Genomic DNA, 24,349 nt, shown 5'->3' on the forward strand with positions numbered 1-24,349 from the left:
GTATCTTGCTCAAACATTTGAAAGAATAACTAAAATAATCATCATTAGTACTAAATCATTAATTGTTATTTATAATTACTAAGTTATTACTTTCAGTGTGATAATTGCCTCATAGGCAGGTGAAAATTTGCTATTACTATATCTTGAAAATTTATCTTCTTTAATTTAATACAAAAATTACATGGAACAAGTAATTACTGCAATGGCAGATGCTTTGTTTATAACTAATAATATAGGGAAAATAAAAAAAGTAAATCGTGCTGCTCAAAAATTATTTGGTTTTAGTGAAGAAGAACTAATTAATAAACCAATATCATTAATAATTGATGATGAGCAAGTTTTAATAAAAGCCATTCACCAGCATTCTTTATATCAGAAAAATCTTCAAAATTTAGAGGTGGTTTGCCGAACCAAGAATAGAGAAAAGCGGTTGATTGCTTTTTCTTGTTCAGTAATTCCGAAAAAAATAAAAGGATTAGAAGAGATTGTCTACATTGGTCGGGATATCACTGCTCGCCAGCAACGGGAACAACGGACAACTGCCCAGTATGCTATCACTCGTATATTATCAGAATCCCAAACTGTAAAACAGGTAATTCCGCAAATTTTGCAGTCGATTTGTCAAAACTTAGGATGGGATTTAGGCGAACTTTGGGCACCAAGTCAATATATTGGCACTTCGGTACAAGGAGATAGCCTCAATGCAGTATTAAGGTGTGTGGAAATTTGGTCAAGTCGGGTAATTTCTGCGCGAGAGTTTAAAGCAATCACCTGGCAAACTACATATACACCCGGTGTTGGCTTACCTGGCCGAATTTGGATCAGACGTTTGCCTCTGTGGATTCAAGATATCACAGACGATGGAGACACTCGGCGTTCGCAACCTGCTGCTGAGGCTGGATTGCACGCAGCTTTTGGCTTCCCCATCTTAGACGATAGTGAAATCTTAGGAGTGATGGTTTTCTTTAGCCGGGATGTACAGCCAAAGGATAAAGAGTTATTGCAAATGGTGGGTTCTATTGGTAGTCAAATCGCCCAGTTTATCAAACGCAAACAAGCAGAAGATGCTCTTGTAGAAAGTGAAGAACGATATCGAGATTTATTTGAAAATGCTAATGATTTGATTCAATGCGTCAATGCCTATGGTCGTTTTTTGTATGTCAATCGTGCATGGCGAGAAGCTTTGGGATATAGCGAAGCTGAAATTGTGAATATGAATATTTTTGATATTATACATCCAGAGTTTAAACAAGACTGTTTGCAAAGGTTTTATCGGGTGCTGTCAGGAGAAAAGATCGGGCAAGTAAAAGCTGCATTTGTTACTAAAGACGGTCAAACAATCTTTCTAGAAGGTAATATTAACTGTAAATTTGTCGAAGGTCATCCAGTTGCGACTCGCGGCATTTTTCGCAATATCACCCAGCGACTAGCAACAGAAGAAGCGCTGCGCCATCAGCAAGAAGAAACCGAACGTTTATTGCTGAATATTTTGCCAGCAGCAATCTCCAAACCCTTAAATGAAGTAGCTAACATTGTCGAAGACGTTGCTGATGTTACAGTTTTATTTGCAGATATTGTCGGCTTTACCGAAATTGCTGCTTCTATGAGTGCAATTCAACTGCTAAACTTACTCAACTCGATTTTTTCAACTTTTGATCGTCTCACCGAACAACATAGTTTAGAGAGAATTAAAACTATTGGCGATGCTTATATGGTAGTTGGTGGTTTACCCATACGCCGCCGGGATCATGCTCAAGCGATCGCTCAAATGGCACTCCAGATGCAAGCTGCGATCGCTCTATTTAATACTGAGAATAACCAAAACTTTAGCATCCGTTTCGGCATCCATACTGGTTCCGTAGTGGCGAGAGTAATTGACCTCAACAACTTTACTTATGATCTCTGTAAAGATACGGTAGACATCGCTAGCTGCATGGAATCCCAAGGTATTGTTGGTAAAATTCAGGTTACAGAAGATACTTATAAGCGTTTGTGTGATGAATTTTTATTTGAAAAGCGGGGCAAAATCGAAGTTCAAGGCAAAGGGAAAATAACCACTTATTTGTTAATTGGGCAAAAGAGATGAGGGGCATGAGGTATTGAAAAGAGGCAGAGGGGAAATTCCTCTCCCCTGCTCCCTGCCCCCTGCCCCCTGCCCCCTGCCCCCTACGGAGTATTCGGAATCAAACGCCCACAAGGATAAGTCGCTGTTTGATTTTGGGCACTTTCAGCCACTGCTGTTGGAATTTGATCCGATGATTGGGCTTTGGCTGCTAGATAGTCTTTTTGCAGTTTATCCAAAATGGCTTCTCGCCTGTCGTACACACGCTTCAGTGGACGAGGCTCGCACTTGTTCAAGACGTATGCTGTTACCAATGGTAGAGCGATCGTGCTGTCGGTATAACAAACAATAGTGTTAGGTAACTCTTCCGGGTCAATCTTACCCCAACTGACAGCTTCCGATGGGGTTGCTCCAGACAAACCGCCTGTATCTGGACGCGCATCGGTAAACTGTATAAAGTAATCGTGTCCTCGTTCTTCTAATCCCAATACTTCGTGAAGTTGCGGTTGGGTTTGTAGCAAAAAGTTTTTGGGACTACCGCCACCGAGAATTACAGCCGCACTTTTACCTCCAGATTCACGGGCATTATATGCGATCGCAGCCGTTTCATTTACGTCAATTGATGGATCTATCACCAACTGCGAACCTTCCAAAGCCAAAGCCGCCACGTTCATCCCAATTGAACTATCTCCTGGAGAAGACGTATATATAGGCACGCCATACTCATAAGCTGTAGCAAGCAAACAGGAATGCTGTACACCCAGTTGCTTTTCTACTTCCCGAACATACTTACCAAGCAAATAGTGAAACTCAGCAGTTCCCATCCGCTTCTGAAACGCCTCTCCTTGCAGAATCTTGCGGATGAACGCATCAGTTTCTAGCAGTACATCGTAACCAAAGATAATGTCATAAATGCGAATAGTGCCTTCCTGGCGCAGTTTCACATCATCCAAAAACGGATTACCAGCAAAAAGTTCAAAACCTAAACCGTAGTGCATATCGTGGTAAAGATTTGCACCAGTGCTAATCATCCAGTCAATAAAGCCGTTGCGGATTAAGGGTGCAAGCGCTGAAACACCGAATCCTGCTGGTGTCATCGCACCGGAAAGGCTAACTCCCACCGTGACACCTTCCGTTAGCACGTCACGACTCAGTAGTTGGCAGATTTCCCGCAACCGTGCTGAGTTGTAAGCGGTGAAGTATTGATCAATCAAATCCACCACATTGATATCATTTGATATAGGTGTAGGTGCGATTTTTTGACCCAGCTGTTTAGACATTTTGGCACTCCCGAACAGTAAACACGCCGAATCTAATAGTATCTAGCTTTCAACCAAAGTGACAGCAATTTTACTAGTGCAGCACCGCGTAAATCCACGCACGGTACAAACAACAGGTCATCGCCGGAGGCAGGGGGGAGGATTGGACGGAGCTTGATACCCATGTTCTCCCCTTCATTCCACAGCTCTGGGAAAGGGCTTGCTCCCCCTGCTCCCTGCCCCCTTCCCCTTTCCCCTCCGCTTCTTTGGTCATTCCCCCCTGCCCTCTGCTTCTTTGTTGAGATTCTGAAAAGATTAAATTTAATGGAAGATTTAATAGATCGAGACAGGTGTACGCTACCTACATGGAAATGCGTCAACAGAGGACTCAACCAATGGGATATGTAATTGCTACTGCAAATATGAAAGGTGGCGTTGGTAAAACCACCCTCACTGTCAACTTAGCTACCTGTTTAGCTAAAAATCATGGTAAACGGGTGCTTGTCCTTGATTTAGACAGCCAAATTAGCGCCACACTCAGTTTGATGTCGCCTTTAGATTTTGCCAAGCGTCGTAAACAAAGTAAGACATTTAGGTATCTGATCGATCAAGTTATCAATCCAGAACCAGAAGCAAAATTGACAATTCAAGATATCATTCAATCCCAGGTTTGTAATCTTCCCGGACTGGATTTATTGCCAGGAGATATCGACTTATATGATGAATTTGTTGTGTCAGAAATGCTGCATCAGCAAGCAACTGCTTTGGGCGAACAAGACTTTGAAACAATTTGGAATCGCTTTGAAAGAGTCTTGATAAATAATATTTTAAAACCTGTACGTCAAGAATATGATTTTATCCTCTTGGATTGTGCGCCTGGATATAATTTATTGACTCGTAGTGCTTTAGCTGCCAGTGATTTTTACATACTTCCTGCTAAACCAGAACCCCTATCTGTAGTGGGTATTCAACTACTAGAAAGACGCATTGCTCAATTAAAAGACAGTCACGGACATGAAAGCAAAATAGATATAAAAATGCTAGGAATTGTATTCAGCATGTCTAGCGCTAACCTCCTCACTGGCAGATACTATAAACAAGTGATGCACCGCGTTGTTGAAGATTTCGGTGTAGAAAAAATTTGTAAGGTACAAATACCAGTTGATGTCAACGTTGCTAAGGCTGTTGATAGTTTTATGCCAGCTGTTTTAAATGCTCCCCAATCAGCTGGTTCAAAAGCGTTCTTTCAGTTAACTCAGGAGTTGTTGCAAAAGCTATAGCTCCAGAAGTCGTGATTTCAACGAAGAGGCAGGGAGAAGGGAGCAGGAAGGAGGGGGCACGGGAATGACTTTTGGCTTCCCTGTTCGCGCAGCGTCCCGTAGGCAAAGGGCTGACCCCATAATAACCCTATCAAAGGTCGCACTCTGCCTCCTGCTTTGCTCGATAAAAAGTGGTAATAATTAAGTAATTTTTCTGACAAGTCCAGCGTTTATACTGAAGCTAAGTACAGCAATATTCGGCTATTGAGTGAAAAGGCCAGTAAATCTCGCTAAGAAACAATGCTTACTAAAAATCCTCTACAGGCAGAGAAAAATCAACGCTTGGTAATGCCTTTACCACGGACTTTGAGTTATCTCGAAACCTGGGGCTTTGGCTTAACAGGTCATGTGGGGTGGATTGGTACTGCCCCCATTATTCATGCAGCGTTAGGGCCTAAAGCTATCTTAGTTTGGTTGTTTGGCACGATCATTTCCTTTTTACTCAACTTGCAGGTACAAAGTTTAGGTAGACATTGGCCAGATGTCGCTGGTGGAACACCAAACTATACCACAAGGCTACTAAAGAACTTCCCTAGCTTAGGCCGTTACGTAGCATTAGGATACTTTTTTAGCTGGGCAGCAGCACCAGCACTATATGCAATTATTCTTACAGACCTAATTAAAGTCAATTTTGAAACATTAGGTATTTCTTGTCCAGAAACTTTTTTAAAAGTTCTTTTTACAGTAATTCCTTTTATTTTGGCATTCAGTGGCACTCGTGCTTTAGCACTCCTGCATTTATTTTTTGTATTCCCAGCCATCTTATTACTACTTTTGTTTTGTTTTCAAGGCGTAGTATGGTCAGCCTTCTCAACCACTAGTTTTAAACTTATCCTAACTAGCACAGATAGCCTGAGCTTTGAAGAATGGGCAAAGTGGTTTTTTCTGGCTAGCTATTCAATTTATGCTTGTGAAACCACTTCTTCTTTTGTTGCTGATAGCCGCCACCCATATAAAACTTTGCAGTTCTTAACCGTAGCGGCTTGGCTAATTCCTGCGGTGTTTTTAGGTGCTTCTTGGGTATTAATGTGTTCGGCTCCAAATCCAACAATAGACAATGCGTTCTTAACTCTGGTGACGGCTTCTAAGCCTTTTTGGGGTGAATCTGCCTTTTTTATAGTCACACTTCTTATTACTGTATCCTGCTTTTTAAGTGCTGCTACGGCAGTTTCCAACTCTCCTCGGATATTATATCAACTTGCTTTAGACGATCAGCTTTCTCCTCTATTTGCATTAGTTTCCCCCCAAGGTGTCCTTGGGCCCGCTATCTTAGTTACCTTTCTACTCAGTCTGCTTTGTCTAAATTTGGGAAATGTACCTCAACTTGTCACGGTAGCAGGCACCTGTTATCTTGTGTCGGTTATGGGTCTACATCTAGGATTATGGCTGTGTCGGGGCAAACCGCAGGTGTTATGGCCTTGGTGGTCACTTAGTTTTTTCTGTATAGAAGCAGTAGTTTTAATAGTAGGAGGTTTAGCTTGGAATTGGAGAGATTTTTTAGTGGGCTTATTATTACCCATTATTCTGATGATAGGAGATGTCCCGCTACGTCGCTTAAATTTAGAACCATTACACCTCAAATGGTGGAGACAGAATTACAACGTTAGGTCTAGTAGAAACAATCAGGATTTTGTCGTACTACAGGTAATTGTCCTAATATCATTAATTTGTATTACTGCCACAAGCAGTTGGCTTCTCCGCGATTTATTAGACAAAAATTATCATAACATTCATAATTCTTTGCTAGCTATTCTGTTAGTGACGCTTTCTGTTGCAGGGGTTGCGATCGCTTGCTGGACAACCTTACCACAAATCGTTGCTATTGATAACGCACGCAAACAAGCAAAAAGCCTATTTATTACTACTCTCGATACCGTCCCCGATACTGTTTTAGTCTTAGATGAAAGCGGTAAAATTTGCGAGACAAATGCCGCATCTGAAGAATTATTTCAAACAACTGTTCAGCAGCTAATTGGCAAGAACTTGAATCAACTCTTAATATGCTATCGAGGCAAACCGGAGCAATGGTCTATTAGAAGTGAGCAAACCTTAAAAATAAACCAAGGTCTACGAATTGTTGAATCGACTATTTCACAGCCATTTAATTCCCAGCTACGAGAGTATGTTGTTATTATTCGTGATATTACTAAGCGTAAGTTAGTAGAAAAAGAATTAGTTCAGTATCGTCATCAGCTTGAGCAGATGGTTCTAGAACGCACTGTTGAACTTATTAGAGTGAATCAACAACTTGAGCAAGACATTATCAAGCGTCAACAAGCACAAGAACAATTACTGCACAATAGTCTTCATGACGGGCTAACCGGACTACCTAATCAACGATTATTTTTGGAGCGAGTGCAGCGAGCAATAGAAGGTACTAAAGAGCAAAATAAATATTTATTTGCCGTACTATTCTTAGACTTAGACCGTTTTAAAGTTGTTAATGACAGCCTTGGACATCTACTGGGAAATCAACTTTTAATTGAAATTTCTCATCGGCTAAAATCAGTTCTGCGACTTGGAGATATAGTTGCCCGTTTTGGCGGAGACGAGTTCACAATCTTAATTGAGGAAATTGAGGATATTAGCACTGCCATACAAGTAGCCGAGCGAATTAAAAAAGTGCTAGCTTTACCATTTCAATTAAATGAGCATAGGGTGTTTACTAATGCTAGTATTGGCATCGCTTTAAGTAAAGCAGATTATGAGCAAGCAGCGCAGATTTTACGCGATGCCGATATGGCAATGTACTGCGCCAAATCACTTGGTAAGGCACGCTATGAGGTTTTTGATCCGAAGATGCATGAGAGTGCATCTTTGCTCTTGGAGTTAGAAACTGCTCTGCGAAATGCACTGCTCAAGCAAGAAGAATTTTGCCTTAATTACCAGCCAATTATTTCACTGACAACTGGCAAAATTATTGGATTTGAGGCACTAATACGTTGGCATCATCCAGAACGGGGACTTATTTCTCCTGAAGATTTTATTCCCCTAGCGGAAGAAACTGGAATGATTGTTAGTATCGGGCAATGGGTGCTTTATGAAGCCTGTCATCAGATGCACAAATGGCATAAACAATTTCCTAGCTCATTACCCCTGACAATGAGCGTTAATTTTTCTGGGAAACAAATTACCCAACCTGATGTGTTTAAACAAGTTAAAGATATTTTAGAGCAAACTGGACTGAAGCCATGCAGTTTGAAATTGGAGATTACTGAAACCTTGTTGATGGATAATTTTGAATTAGCTACCACTGTACTTTCCCAGTTAACAACGCTGAATGTCGAATTGCACATGGATGATTTTGGTACTGGCTATTCATCCTTGAATTATCTGCACCGCCTACCAATCAAAACCCTTAAAATTGACCGTTCTTTCGTCAGCAATATAGGTAGTCGAGGAGAAAATTTAGAAATTGTTCGAGCTATTGTGACATTAGCTCATAATTTAAATATGTCTGTAACAGCAGAAGGGATAGAAACTGTAGAGCAATTAGCCCAACTGAAGGCTTTACAATGTGATTATGGACAAGGGTATTTTTTCTTACCAGCTATGGAAGGTGCAGAAGTAGAAATACTACTTGCTACTAACTTGTGTTACAAAAACTTTTTAAAGAGATAAAATCTTGGAATCAAATTCTGTTTAAAGAAACACCTTGTAAAATTGGGCGATTAAATTTACTTGATAGTCTACATTAGTGTAGTGCTGGGTATAGCTGGAAATCCTCGGCGTTATTAAGTAACCCTTCTTCTTGCAAAAGTTCATTAATAAAAATATCGATTTTATCTCGATTAATATTCTGCATGACTATAATGTGTGCCCAATCTTCAAAAACTGCTAACTGCCACTTTTTAATTAACGTTTGAGAAGGTTTTTGAAACACTACGGTATTAGAAAATTTATTTAACATGCATGGATATTCTCTTATTTGAAGTTGTTGGAAAAGATATTGAGCATTCTCAATACAAGTATTTGCTTCTCTAGCTAATCCATCATAACCTCTTGTTTGCACTGCATACCAGAGAATTAGAGGAGTGTGGCCGTTTCTAGATCCTAGAATAGTTGTATCTGTTGAACCAATATATTCAATTGCTGTTTCAACTTTTTCTACCCATTTTTTCTTCGTTAAAACTACACCACAAGGTAACGGAGAACCTATGAATTTAGCGGAAATTGCTATACTATCTATGGGTTTTTGAAAGTTAACTTGCGGTGCCCCATCTAAAAACGGTAATATTAATCCTGAAAGTGCAGCGTCACAATGAATGTAGTAATCTTTAATCTGATTGCGCTCTAAAATTTCTAGAACTTTGTCTAAGTTATCAATTGCACCTTTGACGGTAGTTCCAATATTTAAATTTATGATGGCTGGATAACTACGATTTTCGCTAAGTAGTTGTTCAAAATGGTCATAATCCATCTCTCCATTAATTTGCGAATTAACAACATTATGTTGGATACGGAATAATTTAGCTGCTTTGGGAATTGAGTAATGAGAATCTTGTGATGAGTAAAGAATACCATTCGGGTAGATTTCCCTTCCTAACAACATTCCATATAAATTACCTTCAGTTCCGCCAGCAGTAACATAACCCCAAAACTGATCTTCTGCAATCTTATAGAGGTTAGCAAAAAAAGATAATACTTCTTGCTCAAACTTACGAGAATGAAGACCAAAATCTGGTTCTACGTAAGGATCTCCAGCATTATTTAACAGATATTTAAAAAATTGTGCGATCGCACTATAATCACAACTTAAATTATATGGATACCCTGCATGAAACTGCGATCGCTCTTCTATTTGCACCAAAAAATCTGCCAAGTCTTTAGCAACTTTATTTGACATATCTTTGTGTCTCTTGAATTTTAATTACCTTAATGGATGTTGTAGTCTAAAATCTAGGTATTAATCCATACCTTCATATTTTCTTAATAATCTCCCTATGCGGCTCTTAAATTAAGAACCATCCATAAAAATACTGAGGATACTTCAGTAACAATACCCATTTTTTTTGCTGAAATGTCTATTACACTTAGAACTTACGTACTGAAGAAAATATAGCAATCCGATAGCGAAGCGGTAGCGAGTCAGACGCTCCTGCGTCGCTAACGCTGCGCTATCGAGCGTCTTTGATTTCTGAATCACTCGTAGAAATAAGGGACTGGGGACTGGGGACTGGGGACTGGGGACTGGGGACTGGGGACTGGGGACTGGGGACTGGGAAGAAGGAATAAAGGTGTACTGAGTTTTGTTCAAAAATCAAATATGAGTCCTATAACCATAATGTGTATTACGCTAAATATCTATTTCAGGTGGTGACTGGAACCTGATTTAACGTAAATTCCACGGATGATGTAGTGTCTATCTAATTAGCTGAATTGAAAAGACTATTAAGAGGTTTTACTAGGCAAAAAATTCCCTCTCTGACGGGCGAGAGGGAAAAACTTGAACTGTTGAAGGTATGGAGAGGTTTGTTGAACTAACGTATATTTACTAGAACTTTCCGGCTAAGGCTGCAACGCATCGTTCGCAAATTAAGGGATGTTCTGCTGATTCTCCCACATGAGTAGAGTAGTTCCAACAGCGATCGCACTTTTGCCCATCTGCTTTCACCACACCAATTCCCCAATCTTCCGTCTGCGCTGTATATTCTAATCCTTGCAACCCTTCAGCAGAATCTAATAATTCCACTTGGGAAGTCAGCAATAGATATCGCAGTTCGTCAATCCCGTTACCCTTAACCGGATTAAAGGCTTTGATAGCATCGCCTAACTGTTTGTGAGGGATATGAATCAAAGCTTTGGCTTCCAGGGAAGAACCAATCATTTTTTCTATCCTGGCTTGTTCTAACACCTTGTTAACATCAGTGCGAAGTTGTCGCAGTGCTGACCAAAATTCTGCTAAATCTGGATTACGCCATTTTTCCTCAACCTGCACCCAACCGGCTTCAAATACCGATTTATAAGGTGTTTTGTAGGGGAGATATTGCCAGATATCTTCGGCAGTGTGGGATAGTACTGGTGCGATCGCTCGTGCTAAATTATCTAAAGCTATTTTTAGCACCGTTTGACAACTGCGACGGCGGAAAGCATCCTTTGCACTGATGTACAGCCTATCTTTGGCAACATCTAAATAAAAGTTGGATAAATCCACCACGCAGAAATTCTGCACTGTTTGGAAGAAGCGGAAGAATTGGAAACTCTCAAAGGCAACGGTTACTTCTTCAAATACCTCGGTGATGCGGTGCAGCATATAACGGTCAAGTTCTGGCAATTCCTCGAAGGGAACTGTATCTTTTTCCGGGTCAAAATCATCCAAGCTACCCAACAAAAACCGCGCCGTATTGCGAATTTTGCCTCTAACATCATTCATCTGCTTGATGATGTTTTTGCCAATGCGGACATCGCCGGAGTAGTCTACCGATGATACCCACAATCGCAATACATCTGCACCGTAAGGCGGTTCTACTTTTTGATTTTTCCCGCCTTCAATGATTGTATTTGGGTCAACCACATTTCCTTCTGACTTACTCATCTTTCGCCCTTGTTCGTCCAAAGCGAAGCCGTGAGTTAGCACAGTTTTGTAAGGTGCAATGTCATTCACCGCTACACTGGTGAGCAAACTTGACTGGAACCAGCCGCGATGTTGGTCGGAACCTTCCAAATATATATCAGCAGGGTAGCGTAACTCGGGACGTTGTTGGACGACAGCCGCCCAAGATGAACCAGAATCAAACCATACATCCATTGTGTCTGTACCTCTGCGGTAAGACTTGCCATTTTGACGATAAGATTCGGGTAATAACTCCTCCACTGATAATTCCCACCAAGCATCGGAACCTTTTTCTGCAATAATTCCTTGAACGTGGTTGATAATTTCTTCATTCAGCAATGGTTCTCCCGTGGCTTCATCGTAGAAGACGGGAATGGGTACACCCCAACTCCGTTGACGAGAGATACACCAATCGGAACGTTCCGCGACCATTGGCGTGATCCGATTTTCACCTTGGGCTGGAATCCATTTTACAGTGGCGATCGCATGAAGTGCTTCTTCTCTAAATCCTTCTACAGAAGCAAACCATTGTTCAGTAGCGCGGAAAATCGTCGGCTTCTTCGTCCGCCAATCATAAGGATACTTGTGGGGATATGGTTCTTCTTTCAACAAAGAACCAGCCGCAGCCAATGCATCAATCACCGCCTGATTCCCATCACCCAGCACATTCAACCCAGCAAACTGTCCCGCTTCTTCGGTAAAATTGCCATTGTCATCCACTGGTGCAAGGATGGGTAAACCGTAGCGTTGACCAACAATGTAATCTTCTTGACCATGACCGGGTGCAGTATGTACCAACCCAGTACCTGACTCAGTAGTAATGTAATCACCGCCCACAACAATCGGACTTTCCCGGTCAAATAGAGGATGACGGTAAGTAGTATGTTCTAAATCATTCCCCTTAAAGGTGGCTTTTAGAGTTAACTCAAGTCCCAAGGTAGAAGATAAACGTTCTACTAAATCAGCAGCAACGATTAGGTATTTGAAATTACTTTGCGCCTGTCCTGCTGAAGGTGAAACTTCCACCACTGCATAATTCAAATCTGCATTCACCGCTACAGCCAAATTCGCCGGAATCGTCCAAGGTGTAGTTGTCCAAATAGCCACACCCAAATCTGACAGATATTCCGCCAACAGTGGTTTTACAGCTTCCGCCAAACTTGTAACTGCAAAAGCTGCATAGATACTGCGGGAAACGTGACCTTCTGGATATTCCAACTCAGCTTCAGCCAAAGCGGTTTTAGAACTAGGACTCCAGTGGACTGGCTTCAAACCGCGATAGATATAGCCTTTTAAGAACATCTGACCAAATACGCCAATTTGAGCCGCTTCATAAGCCGGCTTCAGAGTTAAATAAGGGTGGTTCCAATCACCCCAAATACCGTAGCGTTGAAAATTTTGGCGCTGGTCGTTTACCGTAGTTAGAGCAAATTCTTCTGCTTTCTGCCGCAGTTGTAAAGATGTTAAGTTTTGCCGTTCTGCTGACTTCATATTCTGCAAAACTTTTAACTCAATTGGTAAACCGTGACAATCCCAACCAGGAACGTAGCGAACTTTACGCCCTTGTAGCAGTTGGTAGCGATTAATAATATCTTTGAGAATTTTATTTAAGGCATGACCAATATGGAGTGAGCCATTAGCGTAGGGAGGCCCATCGTGAAGTATAAATAATTCGCCAGGATTATTTTCGGAAAGGCGATCGTAAATTTTATTTTCTTCCCAAAATTTTTGGATTTCAGGCTCACGCTTGATGGCGTTTGCCCGCATATCAAAATTAGTCTTGGGTAGGTTTACAGTATCTTTGTAACTTCCTGATTCGGTCACAGTCTCATGCCTAGAATTAGGTGTGCAGGTTTTATTAATTATAGAAGATGACATGAAAACCAAAATTTGCTATTTGAACGTGAGTTTGATAAATCTCTCCCTACTTTGAATTTTCCTTTAAGTCTCTCCCTCTCCGACTCGGAGAGGGACGGTTTTACGTAGTAAAATCAGGGAGAGGTTTCTAGGCAATTAGGAGACTAATCAGGAATTTTGCGGAGGTTGAGAGTTAATCAACAGAAAGTAGTATACTTTTGTGGGTTCGCGTAAAGCTATCTAAAAGTTTCGTCTAAAAACCAAAAATTTTGGGGTTGCTCTAATGTTAAGTCCTGTAGTAACAGTCAGTATCTTTCAAAAACAACCCGACCCTCAAGCATTTTCAGCAGGTCAAGTCATCTTTGAAGAAGGACAGCCAGGCCAGCACATGTACGGGATTCTGGAAGGAACAGTAGATATATTAGTCAATGGCAAGGTTGTAGAAACCATTAATACAGGCGAAGTTTTTGGTGTTGGGGTACTTGTAGGAGTAAAAAATAGAACTTACACAGCTATTGCCAAGGTGGACAGCAAACTTGCTTCTGTTGATGAGAAAAGGTTTCTCTTTGCCGTTCAAGAAACACCCATGTTTGCACTACAGGTAATGAAAAGTTACTCAGAACGTCTAAGTCGCTTGCAGCGTATGCTGTGAGGTAGGAGGCAGGGGGCAGGGAGCAGGGGGATGCAATGAGCATGTCTGGTTCTCATTGCAGGACTCTAAGTGAAGGTTCTCGTAGCGATGGGATGTAGTATTACAAGTGAGCCTCCAGCCTTCTGGTTTTTTTGGAGAAAGGTGCAGAAATTACTGGAGGTAGCAATGGTACGTAAACGGTTGATTATTGAGATGGGGATGGGAATAGATCAGCATGGACAAGAACCGACAGTAGCAGCATCTAGGGCAGTACGAAATGCGATCGCTCATAATGCCTTACCTGGTGTTTGGGAAGTTGCTGGTTTGAGTCACCCCAATGAAATGATTATAGAGGTTCAGGTAGCAGTTCCATACCCCGAACAAGTTAGAGAAGAAGAAGTACTCGCTGTACTACCATTTGGTCGGAAAACCCTCACCGTAGAATCTGGCGGGATGATCGTTCAAGGGCGGGCGATTCCTGAACTCAACGATAAAAATGACGAAATGTTGATTGCGATCGCAGCTGTTACAGTTCTTATCGAAGATGGTAGCTGAGGTAATTCTTCTATAAACAAATCATTAAATTGAAAGTTATAGAGTAAATCGCGCGATCGTTGAAAATTAAGTGACATACAGCAGTTTTCCAGTAGGACTCCATTTGTACAGACGCGATTTTTAATCGTTAAGTATATTTGCCGATTACTTTATCAAAAAGCCTCATTGCTTTATAAAAATACCTATTTAATTTATCAAAATACTTAAATTGCTTTCTCAAAATGAGGTTTGACTTACTCAAACCCCAGTTTGCTTTCTCATTTTGGTGTTTTCCGCAAGCAAAAGCAGCTTTGACTTACTCAAACCCCAGTTTGCTTTCTCATTTTGGTGTTTTCCGCAAGCAAAAGCAGCTTTGACTTACTCAAAAGCTGTGTTTGCTTTCTCAAACCCCAGTTTGCTTTCTCATTTCAGTGTTTTCCGCAAGCAAAAGCAGCTTTGACTTACTCAAACCCCAGTTTGCTTTCTCATTGTTAATTGTTGAAGTTTTACCCTAAAATTTTTATCTCTGTTTCCCTTAAACAATTTGCTCAAACTCTTTGTGTGGTTAAGTGATGCTCAAGTTAGTGGCTCTGCGCTAAAGTAAAAATATTGGGATAAAAATCTCTGGCAGTAAGTTCAACTGAATCACTAATCTTTACCACTGCGGCGATAATGTCTCAAGAGCATAACGAATCACTCCAAATTCAGGAGATCACCAAACTAAAACCGAAACACTTTGCTGATTTAGTCAGATCAGCACAATTGGTTTTCGACCCCACAGCCGGAGTTTCGGGAAGACACATAACAGTTAACTGGGAACAATTCGGAATTCCCCGTGATGTGGCAGAAAATCTCAAATCACTTGGTCAGCAGTACCAATATGCATCTCCTCACATCCCTGTTGAAGACATTTGGAGTAAATTAACTCCAGAAACTCGTATTTGGTTCGTTGAAAATAAAGATAGGTTGTGGCAGCTTGAAGAAGCTTTCCCAGCCCTTGACGAAGATTAAACGGCTGAATCATTGAAAGAATATAAATTATTTGTAGGGGCACAACGATCATTGTGCCCCTATCCTCTCTCTATAGGCATTTTTGTTTAAATGCAACACGCGCTAAATTTAGACCTAGTAGGGCAAGGCGGAAGGCAAAAGTCAAAAGTCAAAAGTCAAAATGAATACAGCGTAAGAGTTTTATTGATTTGGAATGGTGGTTTATTTACGCCGCGCTGTACTAGTTGTTTGATGCGATCGCCCTAACTTAAGTACATAAGTTAAATTAATAAAAAAGCCCATTATAGATGAATCAAAGTCTAAGTGTTGCTCCCAACCTGGAAGAACAGACTCATGAAAATCCCGTTGTTACCAAACAACAGCTATTTACGAAACAATTAATTGTCCTTGTCTTGGAAATGCTTCTGGCATTACCTCTGGGTTTAGTTCTGGCAAAATTCCAAATTGGTAGAATTGCCTGGATATTTGGCGGGATTGCTGCTGGTACAGTGGTTCTTCAAGGGTGTCGAATTTTTTATCAATATTCTCCTCAACCTAACCGCGCTGCTAGAAAAGTGGGAATGGCACTTGTAGGCTTAACTGTTGGCGCTTCCAATGCTCACGGGAATCTAGCTAGTGTTGCTTCTAATATTCCCATATTTATTTTTCTTACCTTGTTTCTGCTGCTGAGTGGAACTGGTATTGGTTATATCTACTCGCGCCTTAGCAAAACCAACCTGTTGACAGCAATGTTGGCTACAGTTCCTGGTGGTGTTGGAATTATGGCAGCGATCGCCGCCGATTACAACAAAAATGTTAGTTTGGTTGCCTTAGTGCAGGCAATTCGCGTCACCTCAGTAGTTATTCTAATTCCTTTCATCGCTAAAACATCAACTGGTAATTACTCTCCGCAAACACTCCCAATCAACGCTGCTTGGCTCAATTTCGATCCATCTCAATTAGAATTACTTTTGTTAGTACTGGTAATTACTGGATTAGTAGTTTATCCAGCTATATTATTTAAAATTCCGGCTGGCGATTTCTTTGGTGCATTGTTGATTGGTATTGGGTTTAATCCTTTGCTACATTGGCTACCTTTTGTAGGTGATATTAGCTTTAGTCCGCCGCCAATAATTAACCTATTGGGTCAAATGCTCCTGGGAATTACTATTGGTGAGTATTGGGGAGACAAACCCAACTTTAGAAAGCGGACTATCGGCTATGCTTTGATGTCCGTGGGAATGACCCTAATAGCGGGAGCGATCGCTGCTATACTTGCGATGCAATTAACCTCTTGGGACTGGTTAACCTGTCTATTAGTCACAGCACCAGGAGGATCAGCAGAAATGATCCTAGTTTCTTTAGCATTGAATCATAATGTTGAAATTGTCACAACTGGTCATTTAGTGCGACTAATTGCGATTAATAGTTCTCTACCGCTTTGGCTGTATTTGTTTCACCGTCTAGATGAGCAACTTTCTGAATCAGTTTAATTGATAAAAGCATTAGGCAGAAGCGAGATAAAACTCCCAACTCCTAACTCCTAACTCCTAACTCCTAACTCCCCACTCCCTTTTAAATACTAAGGATGTTTTAGATGGTTGCCCAAATCCAAGAACTTGAAGCGCAGCACTGGGTTAAAACTCGTTCTTCTCTCGACCCTAGCGAATCTACTTTCCTGATTTGGAAAGGTAAAATTTACGCTTTTATCCCCGGTGAGAAAAGACAGCTCCTATTTAAGATGCTGGGATTGAGTGTTAGCAGGTGTATTCCCACAGATGAGGGTAGCTGGGATTTTACTTCCAGGGAATTAACTTACTACCTCAACCCACAAACGGATGAGGTTTTGACCAAATGGGAGAATCCTTGGACAGGCGAGACAGTTCCGGTGATTCACGTTGCTAATAATCCAGTGCAGGGTAAGTTTAAGGGAAATTTCCCCGCACAAGTAGATGGTGACAGCACAACCTTTGTTTTTGATATATTTCCCCATTACCCCAATCCCTTAGCAGACGATCCCAAATTTGCCGAATACAGCCCAAATCCAATTTATCAGGCAGCTGAATTGTTTAAGTTAACTGTGCCAACCGCAGATTTATTCAACCCAGCACTTAAATCAGTTTCTGAACTCAAACTGAGTTGGGATAGAATTGGTCAATGGCTTCCCTGGATGAAAATGGGCGATCGCCCCGGTCAACTGATCTACAGTGCTGTTGGCAGCAAAATCAATGGTTTAACAGAACTGCCTCCAGTGCTGCAAGACGAAATTAATAACCGTATTCCTCTATATAAAAAAGCCCCAAAAGCATTGGTAGATGGAGAAGATATGACTTCCTGGTTATACTTCCAAAAACACTTTCAAGCTTACTTAGCAGGTGAAATCTTCCCGCTTCCCCAAGCAGAAGAATTTTAACCGAATAGGCAGGGGGCAGGGGGCAGGGGGCAGGGGGATAATTAGCGTTTTATGAGCCAAGGGGATGGATTGTTGATTATGGTTACTAGAATGCCTAAAATCCGGTTGTAATTTCCATAAAGTTCTCTACCTGTATCAACATCTAAATAACTGCACTTGACAGCAAATTTCAACCAAGTCTGAGTCTCTGCGGCTTCTGCTTCCGAATCATTTAACTTAGCCACAAAAGCAGCTTCATAGCGACGTTTTCTCCATGCTTCCGCCAGATTTGCACATACAGAACGTGACGATCTACGAATTTGATCGGTCAACGAATATCTCTCTTCTACAGGAAACTTCTTGGATAGTTCAAATATTTTCATGGCTGTATCAAACGCCATTTTGTATACTTCCAAGTCTTCATGACTTTTAATTGGTTCTTTTTCCATTCCTCCTTCCCCCTGCCCCCTGCCCCCTGCCCCTTTTCCTCTTTTTGACAGCTAAGTAGATCGAACCAGGCTAGAGATTGCTTGCACTAATGTCGTTGGCTCTATTGGCTTAGAGATGTGCTTGTGGAAACCTGCTTTTAGTGCCTGTTGTTGATTCATCTCCCCGGCGTAGGCTGTCAGGGCGATCGCTTTTATCTGATCGCCTTGTGCCAACAAGGTTCTAACCTGCTGTATCAACATATAACCGTCTACATCGGGCATCCCAATATCACTCAGCAGCACATCGGGTTTGGACTGGGTGAGAACCAAGAATGCCTCGGAAGCTGAAGACACAGCTGTGACAATTGCCCCATACTGCTCTAGCACAAAAACAGTCAATTCCCGCGTGTCAGTATCATCATCTACTACTAAAACTTTGATACCACTCAAATCTAGAAAGGAATCAAGCAGCTTACTGTCCTGATTTGTTGCTGGCTGAGTGGACATTAGCGGTAGCCGGATTGTAAAGGTTGCTCCTTGCCCAATACCTGGACTTTCTGCCTCAACTGTGCCACCATGCAGTTCGACTAAATGACGCGCGATCGCCAACCCTAATCCCAGTCCACCGAACTTTCTTGTGGTAGTGCCGTCTGCTTGGCGGAAGTAATCAAACACATAGGGAAGAAAATCAGCATGAATACCTTTGCCTGTATCGCTGACGGTAATTTGAGCAACAGAGCCAAGTTGCTCTAAACAGATATTTACCTGTCCCCCTTCAGACGTAAATTTAATCGCGTTTGAGAGCAGATTCCAAATCACTTGTTGCAAACGAGTTGAATCACCCAAAACTTTACCAACGTTGGGTTCAAGCACTGTCTGCACTGAAATTGACTTGGCTTGGGCTGCTAGCCGCACGGTTTCCATCCCTGCTTGAATCGTCGCAGCAAGATCGACTGGAGCAACATTCAGGCTGAGTTTGCCCCGCAGAATGCGGGAAACATCCAAAAGATCCTCAATCAATTCTGATTGCAACTTAGCATTGCGTTGAATAGCTCCTAGAGCGTATGCTATCTTCGCTTCATTCAACTTCTGGCTCTGAAGTAGACTAGACCAACCCAGAATTGGATTGAGAGGCGATCGCAACTCGTGTGACAATACTGCTAAAAACTCATCCTTAACTCGGTTTGCGGCTTCGGCTTCTTCCCGTGATGCTTCTGCTGCCAACCGTGCTTGCTGTTCTGCTTCGTATAATCGGGCATTCTCAACTGCGATCGATGCCATTTGCGCTAGCTGCACCAGGATAGCTTCATCCGCTTCGTTGAAATCACCTTCATATTTGTCTGAAAGCTGAATCAATCCGATGTTACGTCCGTCTCGTGCCACTAGAGGTGCTGCGAGCCAGCCCCGCATCGGAGGGTGGTTCTTTGCCTCCTTACCAAAGCCTCGCCAACGGGGATGACTTTCAAGTTCGGCTTGTGTCATTCGCATTGATCGATTCAGGTGACATACACAGCTGTAAATTCCAGATCCATCTGCCTTTTCATTGTAGTCTCGCCACTGGGCATACTTATCGGATAGGTAAATAGAGCTAATTGACTGTGCCCAATTTTCGTGAAGGCTCATGCTGGTGACGGACTGATGGGCACTAATAATCGATGCTGCCTGCGTGGTAATTACTTGCAGAACTTCTGCAACAGAAAGGGCAGAATTAATTGCCAACGCTGCTGTTGTCAATCCCTGCAATTGTTCGGCATAGTGTCGTTCACGAGCAAGAGAGTGTTCTCGCTCAAGTTCGACTTGTCTGCGATTGGTGATGTCAATTATAAATTTCACACCCTCTTCTTCATTGAGACATTTGGCACAGAACAATCCCCACCACCGTGAGCCGTCCTTGCGAATGTACTCCTTTTCGTAGGGACTAATGCTCCCAGTTGCTTTAAACTCTTCGATTGCTCTGAGGGAATCTGGCATCCACTCCGGTGGTGTCATTTTGTCCCACCCCACCAATCCTTGCTCAATATCCTTACGGCTGTAGCCGCTCATTTGCAAGAAAGCATCGTTGCTTTCGGTAATATTGCCGTTGGTTTTGAAAAAAATGACACCGACCGTTTCGATTGCGAACGCCCGACGCAGACGCTCTTCGGATTCCCGCAAGGCTGCTTCAGCTTGCCTGCGAGCGGTGATATCACGAGATATGCATAACAACCGTTCGACTTGCCCATCGGCTCCTCTAATCGGACTAACTTTGTTATCCCACCACTTCGGTTCGCCTGTTTGAGTTGGGCGATAGCCTTGAAAAGTGCTGATTTTGCCTGCTTTTGCACAATCAATTGCGTTCAGTGCGGCTTGTCTATCGGTTCCTTGCCAAAACTCGACCCATGAACAACCGAGGAACGGTCTGACATCACTGATGTTGAGCGCCGCCTGACCGCCTGGACTCATATACACGATTAGCCCTGACAAATCCAATACTTTGATGCAGTCGTCGCTACTGTCAAGGATCGGCCGATTGAACTCTTGACTTTGGCGCAACGCCGCTTCTGCTTGTTTGTGATCTGTAACGTCAATCAGTAACCCATCCCACACGTATCCTTCTGGCGTTTGCACAGCGCGGGAAGTACCCTGAACCCATTTGAGTTTACCCGATGGTGTCATGATACGCCCATCCCAACGCCAGGGTAAGGAGTTCTTAATAGCGTCAGCAATGGAGGTTTTAAATAACGGCAAATCCTCTGAGTAAATTAGTTCTACAAAGGAATTAGCGTCTCGGAGAATTGTTTCTGGCTCCAATTCCAACAGTTCACGGGAGCCAGAATTCACGAAGGTAAAGCGATGGGGGCTATCTGTGCAGGGCAAATAGCGAAAGACCATACCTGGCACGTTGGCAACTAGCGCCTCGAACTGCGTTTGACTATGATGGAGTGCTGCACGAGTCCCTTGCTCGTGGCGTACAGCTTCAAGAGTTGCCTGATGCGCTTGATGGATACTTTGTAGAGCAGAGGCAGTAAAACCTGCCAAACTCGTCATCAGCCGATGATCCTCAGCATCAAACTGTCGCGCCTCATGGTGCGACACAATCCAAAGAGTGCCTAATGGTTGATTGTTTACACTTAGCGGAATTACCAATCCCTCAACAATGGGAAACTGCGGATGGTGCAGATAGTTGAAATAACGTTCAGGATGGGCATACAGTTGCGGCTGCCTAGATTGAAGTGTGGTGCCACAGGGACTAAAATTACTTGGGGTGGTGGTTTGTTCTAAAAATTTTAATGCGCCTGCGATCGCTACCCAGCGAAATCTGGATTCACCATTAGAATTTGTTTCCAGTAAACTGACTCCAGCAGTATCGGCTCGACATAAATCGACAGCAATCTCAACCAGGGTTTTGAGCATGGATTGCGGATCGTCCATGAGTTGTTGACCGAGGATGTGGAGCGCTCGGTTTTCAGACGCTAAATCTGGCTGTCTCGCTGGACGACCAGCCAGAGCCTCTGTAATCAAGACATCCGCTTCCGTGACTGCTGAAGTATTGTTTGAGGATAAACACATCATTATTAATTAATAATATATAGGCAAATCGCTGTGTTTAACTGAAATCAAAAGGCTCAAAAAGTAGTTATTAGACTTATAACAAGCTCAATAATGCATCCAGCTAAAAGCAAATAAATTTAATATTTAATTAATATCTCATTTAAGCTGGCGGCTCTATCTTTTGAAATTCTTTAATTGCTTCGATATGGGCTTGATTTACCTTTATATGCTCCTCTACTGCTTCTGAAAACACATCTGCTGAAGGATCTTCTGTTAGTCTGTGCGCCAAATATTGAAATTTCTGCGCGTGCTCGTGCATGGTTTCTCCATAGGCTTCCATACGTTCTTTTTCTTCCGGCTCGATTTGGTCATCTGTTTGTAAACTCTTACCCAACTCTTGTATCTCTTTGCTATGCTCAATTGATTTTTGAGCATGTTTTTGTGCTGTCTCTATAGTCTGCTTTGAAACTTCATGCATAATCTTAATCCCGACTATCGCCTTAAAAAAACTATCAAATAGGAGCTATCTCGCTTATCTGTAACAGTTCGTTAAAAAGTTACTAGTATAAAAATTTCATGTTCTAATAACATTTTATATACTATTCAAAACCTCGCAAACTAGCTAAAGGTGGATGAGATTGGCGTTTAAACTAATCCTTCAGACTGCCGCGTAGGCGTAGCCACAATATGGTTCGGATAAGCTTTTGAGGCAGGGGAGGAAAGAGAGTTATTATTAAGCAATTTCTCTTCCCCTGCTTCTCTTCTCCCCCTGCTCAAGAACAGCTTGCCTCAACAGATGACTTTGTTAACCGAACCGTATTGCGCGTAGCCAGCCGTAGGCATCGCTATTAAAGTTTCAAAAACGGGAGGTAGTATTTCTGTTCTCAAACCACAATGAGAGCTTATGAATCAGATTCTGGCAAATTTGTCTAGCCTAAAGAAGGTTAATGTTGAGTAGCTTTTAAGCAAAATTTATTGGAATTTCGCCTCCTGACCAGAACAGTCAAATAAATGTAGCCCTAACCGTTGGGAAAGTTCTTCACACACCTTTACCCCGCGCACACTGTTACCACGCATATCCAACAGAGGCGAAAAAACTCCAATGCCCATCTTATTGGGCACAACGGCGATAATCCCACCACAAATTCCGCTTTTCGCCGGAATCCCAATTTTATAAGCCCACTCACCTGCAAAGTTGTACATTCCGCAGGTATACATAACACTCAAAATATCTTTGATGTAATGCTTATCTACCGCCTGTTCTGTGGTAATCGGGTTAATCCCTTTGTTAGCAAGGGTAGCCGCCATCACTGCTAAGTCTTGGCAATTCACCATCACCGCACACTGCTGGAAATAAAGATCCAGCGACTCTTCTATATTCCGGTCAATCATGCCAAAGTTGAGCATCAGATGCGCCATTGCCCGGTTGCGATGCCCTGTACTGCGTTCTGAGGTAAAAACAGAAATGTCAACGAACACATCGCGGCCAATATATCGCCGAAACATATCCAGCATTCGGTTGAGGCGTTCAGTTGGGCCAGAACCTTTAATTAAGCTGGTGGTTGCGATCGCACCTGCATTTACCATTGGATTATAAGGTCGCTTCGATTGCTCATCCAAAACAATCGCGTTGAATGCATCACCCGTTGGTTCTACGCCAACTCTAGTCAATATGTAATCCAGTCCATGATCTTCTAAAGCAAGTCCATAAGCAAATACTTTGGAAATTGACTGAATGGTAAAGAGGTGATCGTAATCGCCAACTTTGTAAACCTGACCATCTACTGTCACAATGCAAATGCTGAACAAATCCGGGTTTGCCTTTGCCAGTTCGGGAATAAATTTCGTTACTGCACCCTCCCCCAGTAACTTGTACTGAGAATGCAACTCATTGAGAAAAGCTTTTAATGGCGATGGATTTATTTCTAAATCTCCTTGATGTGCTTGGTTTGTCATCAGGCTGATAGGATTTCCCAAAATACCTACTATATATAGTAGGGGTGCAGCTGTACATCCTTACAACCACAAAGATTTTTGAACAGATAGCTTGCTCTAAAAAATCATATTTAAGCAAGTACTTAGGTCATAAAAAGACTAATGTGCTTTATAATACGCCACAAAATGGAGCTACAAGCGATCGCAAAGATTTACTAATTTTTTTATCATTCATCCTGAAAAATATTAGGTTGAGTATATTCCTTTTTTTTATACTCAGTAATACTGTAATGTCAAGTTATATATATCACTATTTTTAGTCTAGTCATGGAAAATAAAAGTCATGATTAATTTAAGTGGAAAAAACTTTGAAAAAAGATATTAAACCCAAATTAATTTACATAATTATTTAAGATGTAACTCATATCATGACTTATTCGTAGAGAAATCTAAAGATTTCATGAAATAAGTCATTTTAAGTATTTATGCCGATGCCATTCAATTAAAGTTATATTATCTTCTAGTTGTAAATAGCCAAAATCGATGTAATATAAAATACATGGGTAGCAACGAGCCTTTAGAGCCGATGGGAATAGGGTATCGTCGCTTTAGGGTGCAATAAGCGTAAAGCTTTTTTAATAATTTTTGGACTTGCCAAAAAAAGCGTTACATAGCCAAAGTCCTCAATTGAGAAAGGTTTCGCCCTGAAAATTGGAATTTAAATTGAGAAAGCTGCCAAGAATTACGCTAAAACCCTGATCCCCAAGCCAAAAGGTTCGTGCTAGTCTGTTGCAGTTATAAACAACAAAGTGAAAACGGAACGAATTCGAGTTTTTCAGGAGGGAAGTCACTTTCACA

At 41.9% G+C, this 24,349-nt stretch carries 16 protein-coding genes; 9 read left to right on the forward strand and 7 right to left on the reverse strand.

All coding sequences use genetic code 11. The features are described from left to right. Positions 1-181: 181 nt before the first annotated feature. Positions 182-2,086 carry an adenylate/guanylate cyclase domain-containing protein gene (locus LC608_RS05310; RefSeq protein WP_308189830.1) on the forward strand — a complete coding sequence of 635 codons (1,905 nt, stop codon included), beginning with the start codon at positions 182-184 and terminating at the stop codon, positions 2,084-2,086. Positions 2,087-2,166: 80 nt separating this feature from the next. Here the strand turns inward: LC608_RS05310 and speY are convergent, their stop codons facing one another. Beyond that, on the reverse strand, positions 2,167-3,342 hold the full coding sequence (gene speY, locus LC608_RS05315) for a deoxyhypusine synthase (protein WP_229552524.1): 1,176 nt from the start codon (positions 3,340-3,342) through the stop codon (positions 2,167-2,169). Positions 3,343-3,716: 374 nt separating this feature from the next. Here speY and LC608_RS05320 point away from each other — a divergent pair, with 374 nt between their 5' ends. Together LC608_RS05320 and LC608_RS05325 are read left to right on the forward strand one after the other, a co-directional pair. Then, positions 3,717-4,601 (forward strand): ParA family protein, encoded by an 885-nt coding sequence (locus LC608_RS05320; protein WP_229552575.1) that lies wholly within the window; start codon positions 3,717-3,719, stop codon positions 4,599-4,601. 279 nt (positions 4,602-4,880) lie between these two features. After that, positions 4,881-8,261 (forward strand): amino acid permease, encoded by a 3,381-nt coding sequence (locus tag LC608_RS05325; RefSeq protein WP_229552525.1) that lies wholly within the window; start codon positions 4,881-4,883, stop codon positions 8,259-8,261. A 73-nt stretch (positions 8,262-8,334) separates the two neighbouring features. On the opposite strand, the gene LC608_RS05330 is transcribed toward LC608_RS05325, so the two are convergent. After that, on the reverse strand, positions 8,335-9,486 hold the full coding sequence (locus LC608_RS05330; RefSeq protein ID WP_229552526.1) for a histidine decarboxylase: 1,152 nt from the start codon (positions 9,484-9,486) through the stop codon (positions 8,335-8,337). A gap of 648 nt (positions 9,487-10,134) precedes the next feature. Then, a complete protein-coding gene (ileS, locus tag LC608_RS05335) occupies positions 10,135-13,017 on the reverse strand; it encodes an isoleucine--tRNA ligase (RefSeq protein WP_229552576.1) in 2,883 nt (960 codons plus the stop codon). Positions 13,018-13,333: 316 nt separating this feature from the next. Between ileS and LC608_RS05340 the strand changes: the two genes are divergently transcribed. The 6 genes from LC608_RS05340 (at position 13,334) to LC608_RS05365 (ending at position 17,618) form a co-directional block, all read left to right on the forward strand. Then, entirely contained in the window at positions 13,334-13,702 is a 369-nt protein-coding gene (locus LC608_RS05340) for a Crp/Fnr family transcriptional regulator (RefSeq protein WP_229552527.1), read from the forward strand. Positions 13,703-13,867: 165 nt separating this feature from the next. After that, positions 13,868-14,236 carry a Lin0512 family protein gene (locus LC608_RS05345; protein ID WP_229552577.1) on the forward strand — a complete coding sequence of 123 codons (369 nt, stop codon included), beginning with the start codon at positions 13,868-13,870 and terminating at the stop codon, positions 14,234-14,236. 651 nt (positions 14,237-14,887) lie between these two features. After that, positions 14,888-15,226 carry a hypothetical protein gene (locus LC608_RS05350; protein ID WP_229552528.1) on the forward strand — a complete coding sequence of 113 codons (339 nt, stop codon included), beginning with the start codon at positions 14,888-14,890 and terminating at the stop codon, positions 15,224-15,226. 90 nt (positions 15,227-15,316) lie between these two features. Next, positions 15,317-15,472: a hypothetical protein gene (locus LC608_RS05355; protein WP_229552529.1), complete on the forward strand. Its 156-nt coding sequence runs from the start codon at positions 15,317-15,319 to the stop codon at positions 15,470-15,472. Between the two features lie 41 nt (positions 15,473-15,513). Beyond that, positions 15,514-16,698, forward strand: a complete 1,185-nt coding sequence (locus tag LC608_RS05360) for an AbrB family transcriptional regulator (protein ID WP_229552530.1) — start codon at positions 15,514-15,516, stop codon at positions 16,696-16,698. 104 nt (positions 16,699-16,802) lie between these two features. Next, positions 16,803-17,618: a DUF1838 domain-containing protein gene (locus tag LC608_RS05365; protein WP_229552531.1), complete on the forward strand. Its 816-nt coding sequence runs from the start codon at positions 16,803-16,805 to the stop codon at positions 17,616-17,618. 41 nt (positions 17,619-17,659) lie between these two features. Here the strand turns inward: LC608_RS05365 and LC608_RS05370 are convergent, their stop codons facing one another. The 4 genes from LC608_RS05370 to glsA form a co-directional block, all read right to left on the reverse strand. After that, complete coding sequence (locus LC608_RS05370; RefSeq protein WP_229552532.1) at positions 17,660-18,046, reverse strand: four helix bundle protein; 387 nt, start codon at positions 18,044-18,046, stop codon at positions 17,660-17,662. Between the two features lie 51 nt (positions 18,047-18,097). Next, on the reverse strand, positions 18,098-21,574 hold the full coding sequence (locus tag LC608_RS05375) for a PAS domain S-box protein (protein ID WP_308189835.1): 3,477 nt from the start codon (positions 21,572-21,574) through the stop codon (positions 18,098-18,100). 142 nt (positions 21,575-21,716) lie between these two features. Further along, a complete protein-coding gene (locus tag LC608_RS05380) occupies positions 21,717-22,034 on the reverse strand; it encodes a hypothetical protein (RefSeq protein ID WP_229552534.1) in 318 nt (105 codons plus the stop codon). Positions 22,035-22,528: 494 nt separating this feature from the next. Next, on the reverse strand, positions 22,529-23,512 hold the full coding sequence (gene glsA, locus LC608_RS05385) for a glutaminase A (protein ID WP_229552535.1): 984 nt from the start codon (positions 23,510-23,512) through the stop codon (positions 22,529-22,531). Positions 23,513-24,349 lie beyond the last annotated feature (837 nt).

Origin of the sequence: Nostoc sp. XA010, from assembly GCF_020829625.1 — a bacterium.
Taxonomy (GTDB): domain Bacteria; phylum Cyanobacteriota; class Cyanobacteriia; order Cyanobacteriales; family Nostocaceae; genus Nostoc.

Excerpts from the sequence above, each read along its gene's own strand:
- LC608_RS05355 (WP_229552529.1), top strand. The coding sequence starts at position 15,317 with ATGCAACACGCGCTAAATTTAGACCTAGTAGGGCAAGGCGGAAGGCAA.
- LC608_RS05310 (WP_308189830.1), top strand. The coding sequence starts at position 182 with ATGGAACAAGTAATTACTGCAATGGCAGATGCTTTGTTTATAACTAAT.
- speY (WP_229552524.1), bottom strand. The coding sequence starts at position 3,342 with ATGTCTAAACAGCTGGGTCAAAAAATCGCACCTACACCTATATCAAAT.
- LC608_RS05330 (WP_229552526.1), bottom strand. The coding sequence starts at position 9,486 with ATGTCAAATAAAGTTGCTAAAGACTTGGCAGATTTTTTGGTGCAAATA.
- LC608_RS05320 (WP_229552575.1), top strand. The coding sequence starts at position 3,717 with ATGGGATATGTAATTGCTACTGCAAATATGAAAGGTGGCGTTGGTAAA.
- LC608_RS05350 (WP_229552528.1), top strand. The coding sequence starts at position 14,888 with ATGTCTCAAGAGCATAACGAATCACTCCAAATTCAGGAGATCACCAAA.
- LC608_RS05325 (WP_229552525.1), top strand. The coding sequence starts at position 4,881 with ATGCTTACTAAAAATCCTCTACAGGCAGAGAAAAATCAACGCTTGGTA.
- LC608_RS05375 (WP_308189835.1), bottom strand. The coding sequence starts at position 21,574 with ATGTGTTTATCCTCAAACAATACTTCAGCAGTCACGGAAGCGGATGTC.
- LC608_RS05345 (WP_229552577.1), top strand. The coding sequence starts at position 13,868 with ATGGTACGTAAACGGTTGATTATTGAGATGGGGATGGGAATAGATCAG.
- LC608_RS05365 (WP_229552531.1), top strand. The coding sequence starts at position 16,803 with ATGGTTGCCCAAATCCAAGAACTTGAAGCGCAGCACTGGGTTAAAACT.
- LC608_RS05380 (WP_229552534.1), bottom strand. The coding sequence starts at position 22,034 with ATGCATGAAGTTTCAAAGCAGACTATAGAGACAGCACAAAAACATGCT.
- LC608_RS05370 (WP_229552532.1), bottom strand. The coding sequence starts at position 18,046 with ATGGAAAAAGAACCAATTAAAAGTCATGAAGACTTGGAAGTATACAAA.
- LC608_RS05340 (WP_229552527.1), top strand. The coding sequence starts at position 13,334 with ATGTTAAGTCCTGTAGTAACAGTCAGTATCTTTCAAAAACAACCCGAC.
- LC608_RS05360 (WP_229552530.1), top strand. The coding sequence starts at position 15,514 with ATGAATCAAAGTCTAAGTGTTGCTCCCAACCTGGAAGAACAGACTCAT.
- glsA (WP_229552535.1), bottom strand. The coding sequence starts at position 23,512 with ATGACAAACCAAGCACATCAAGGAGATTTAGAAATAAATCCATCGCCA.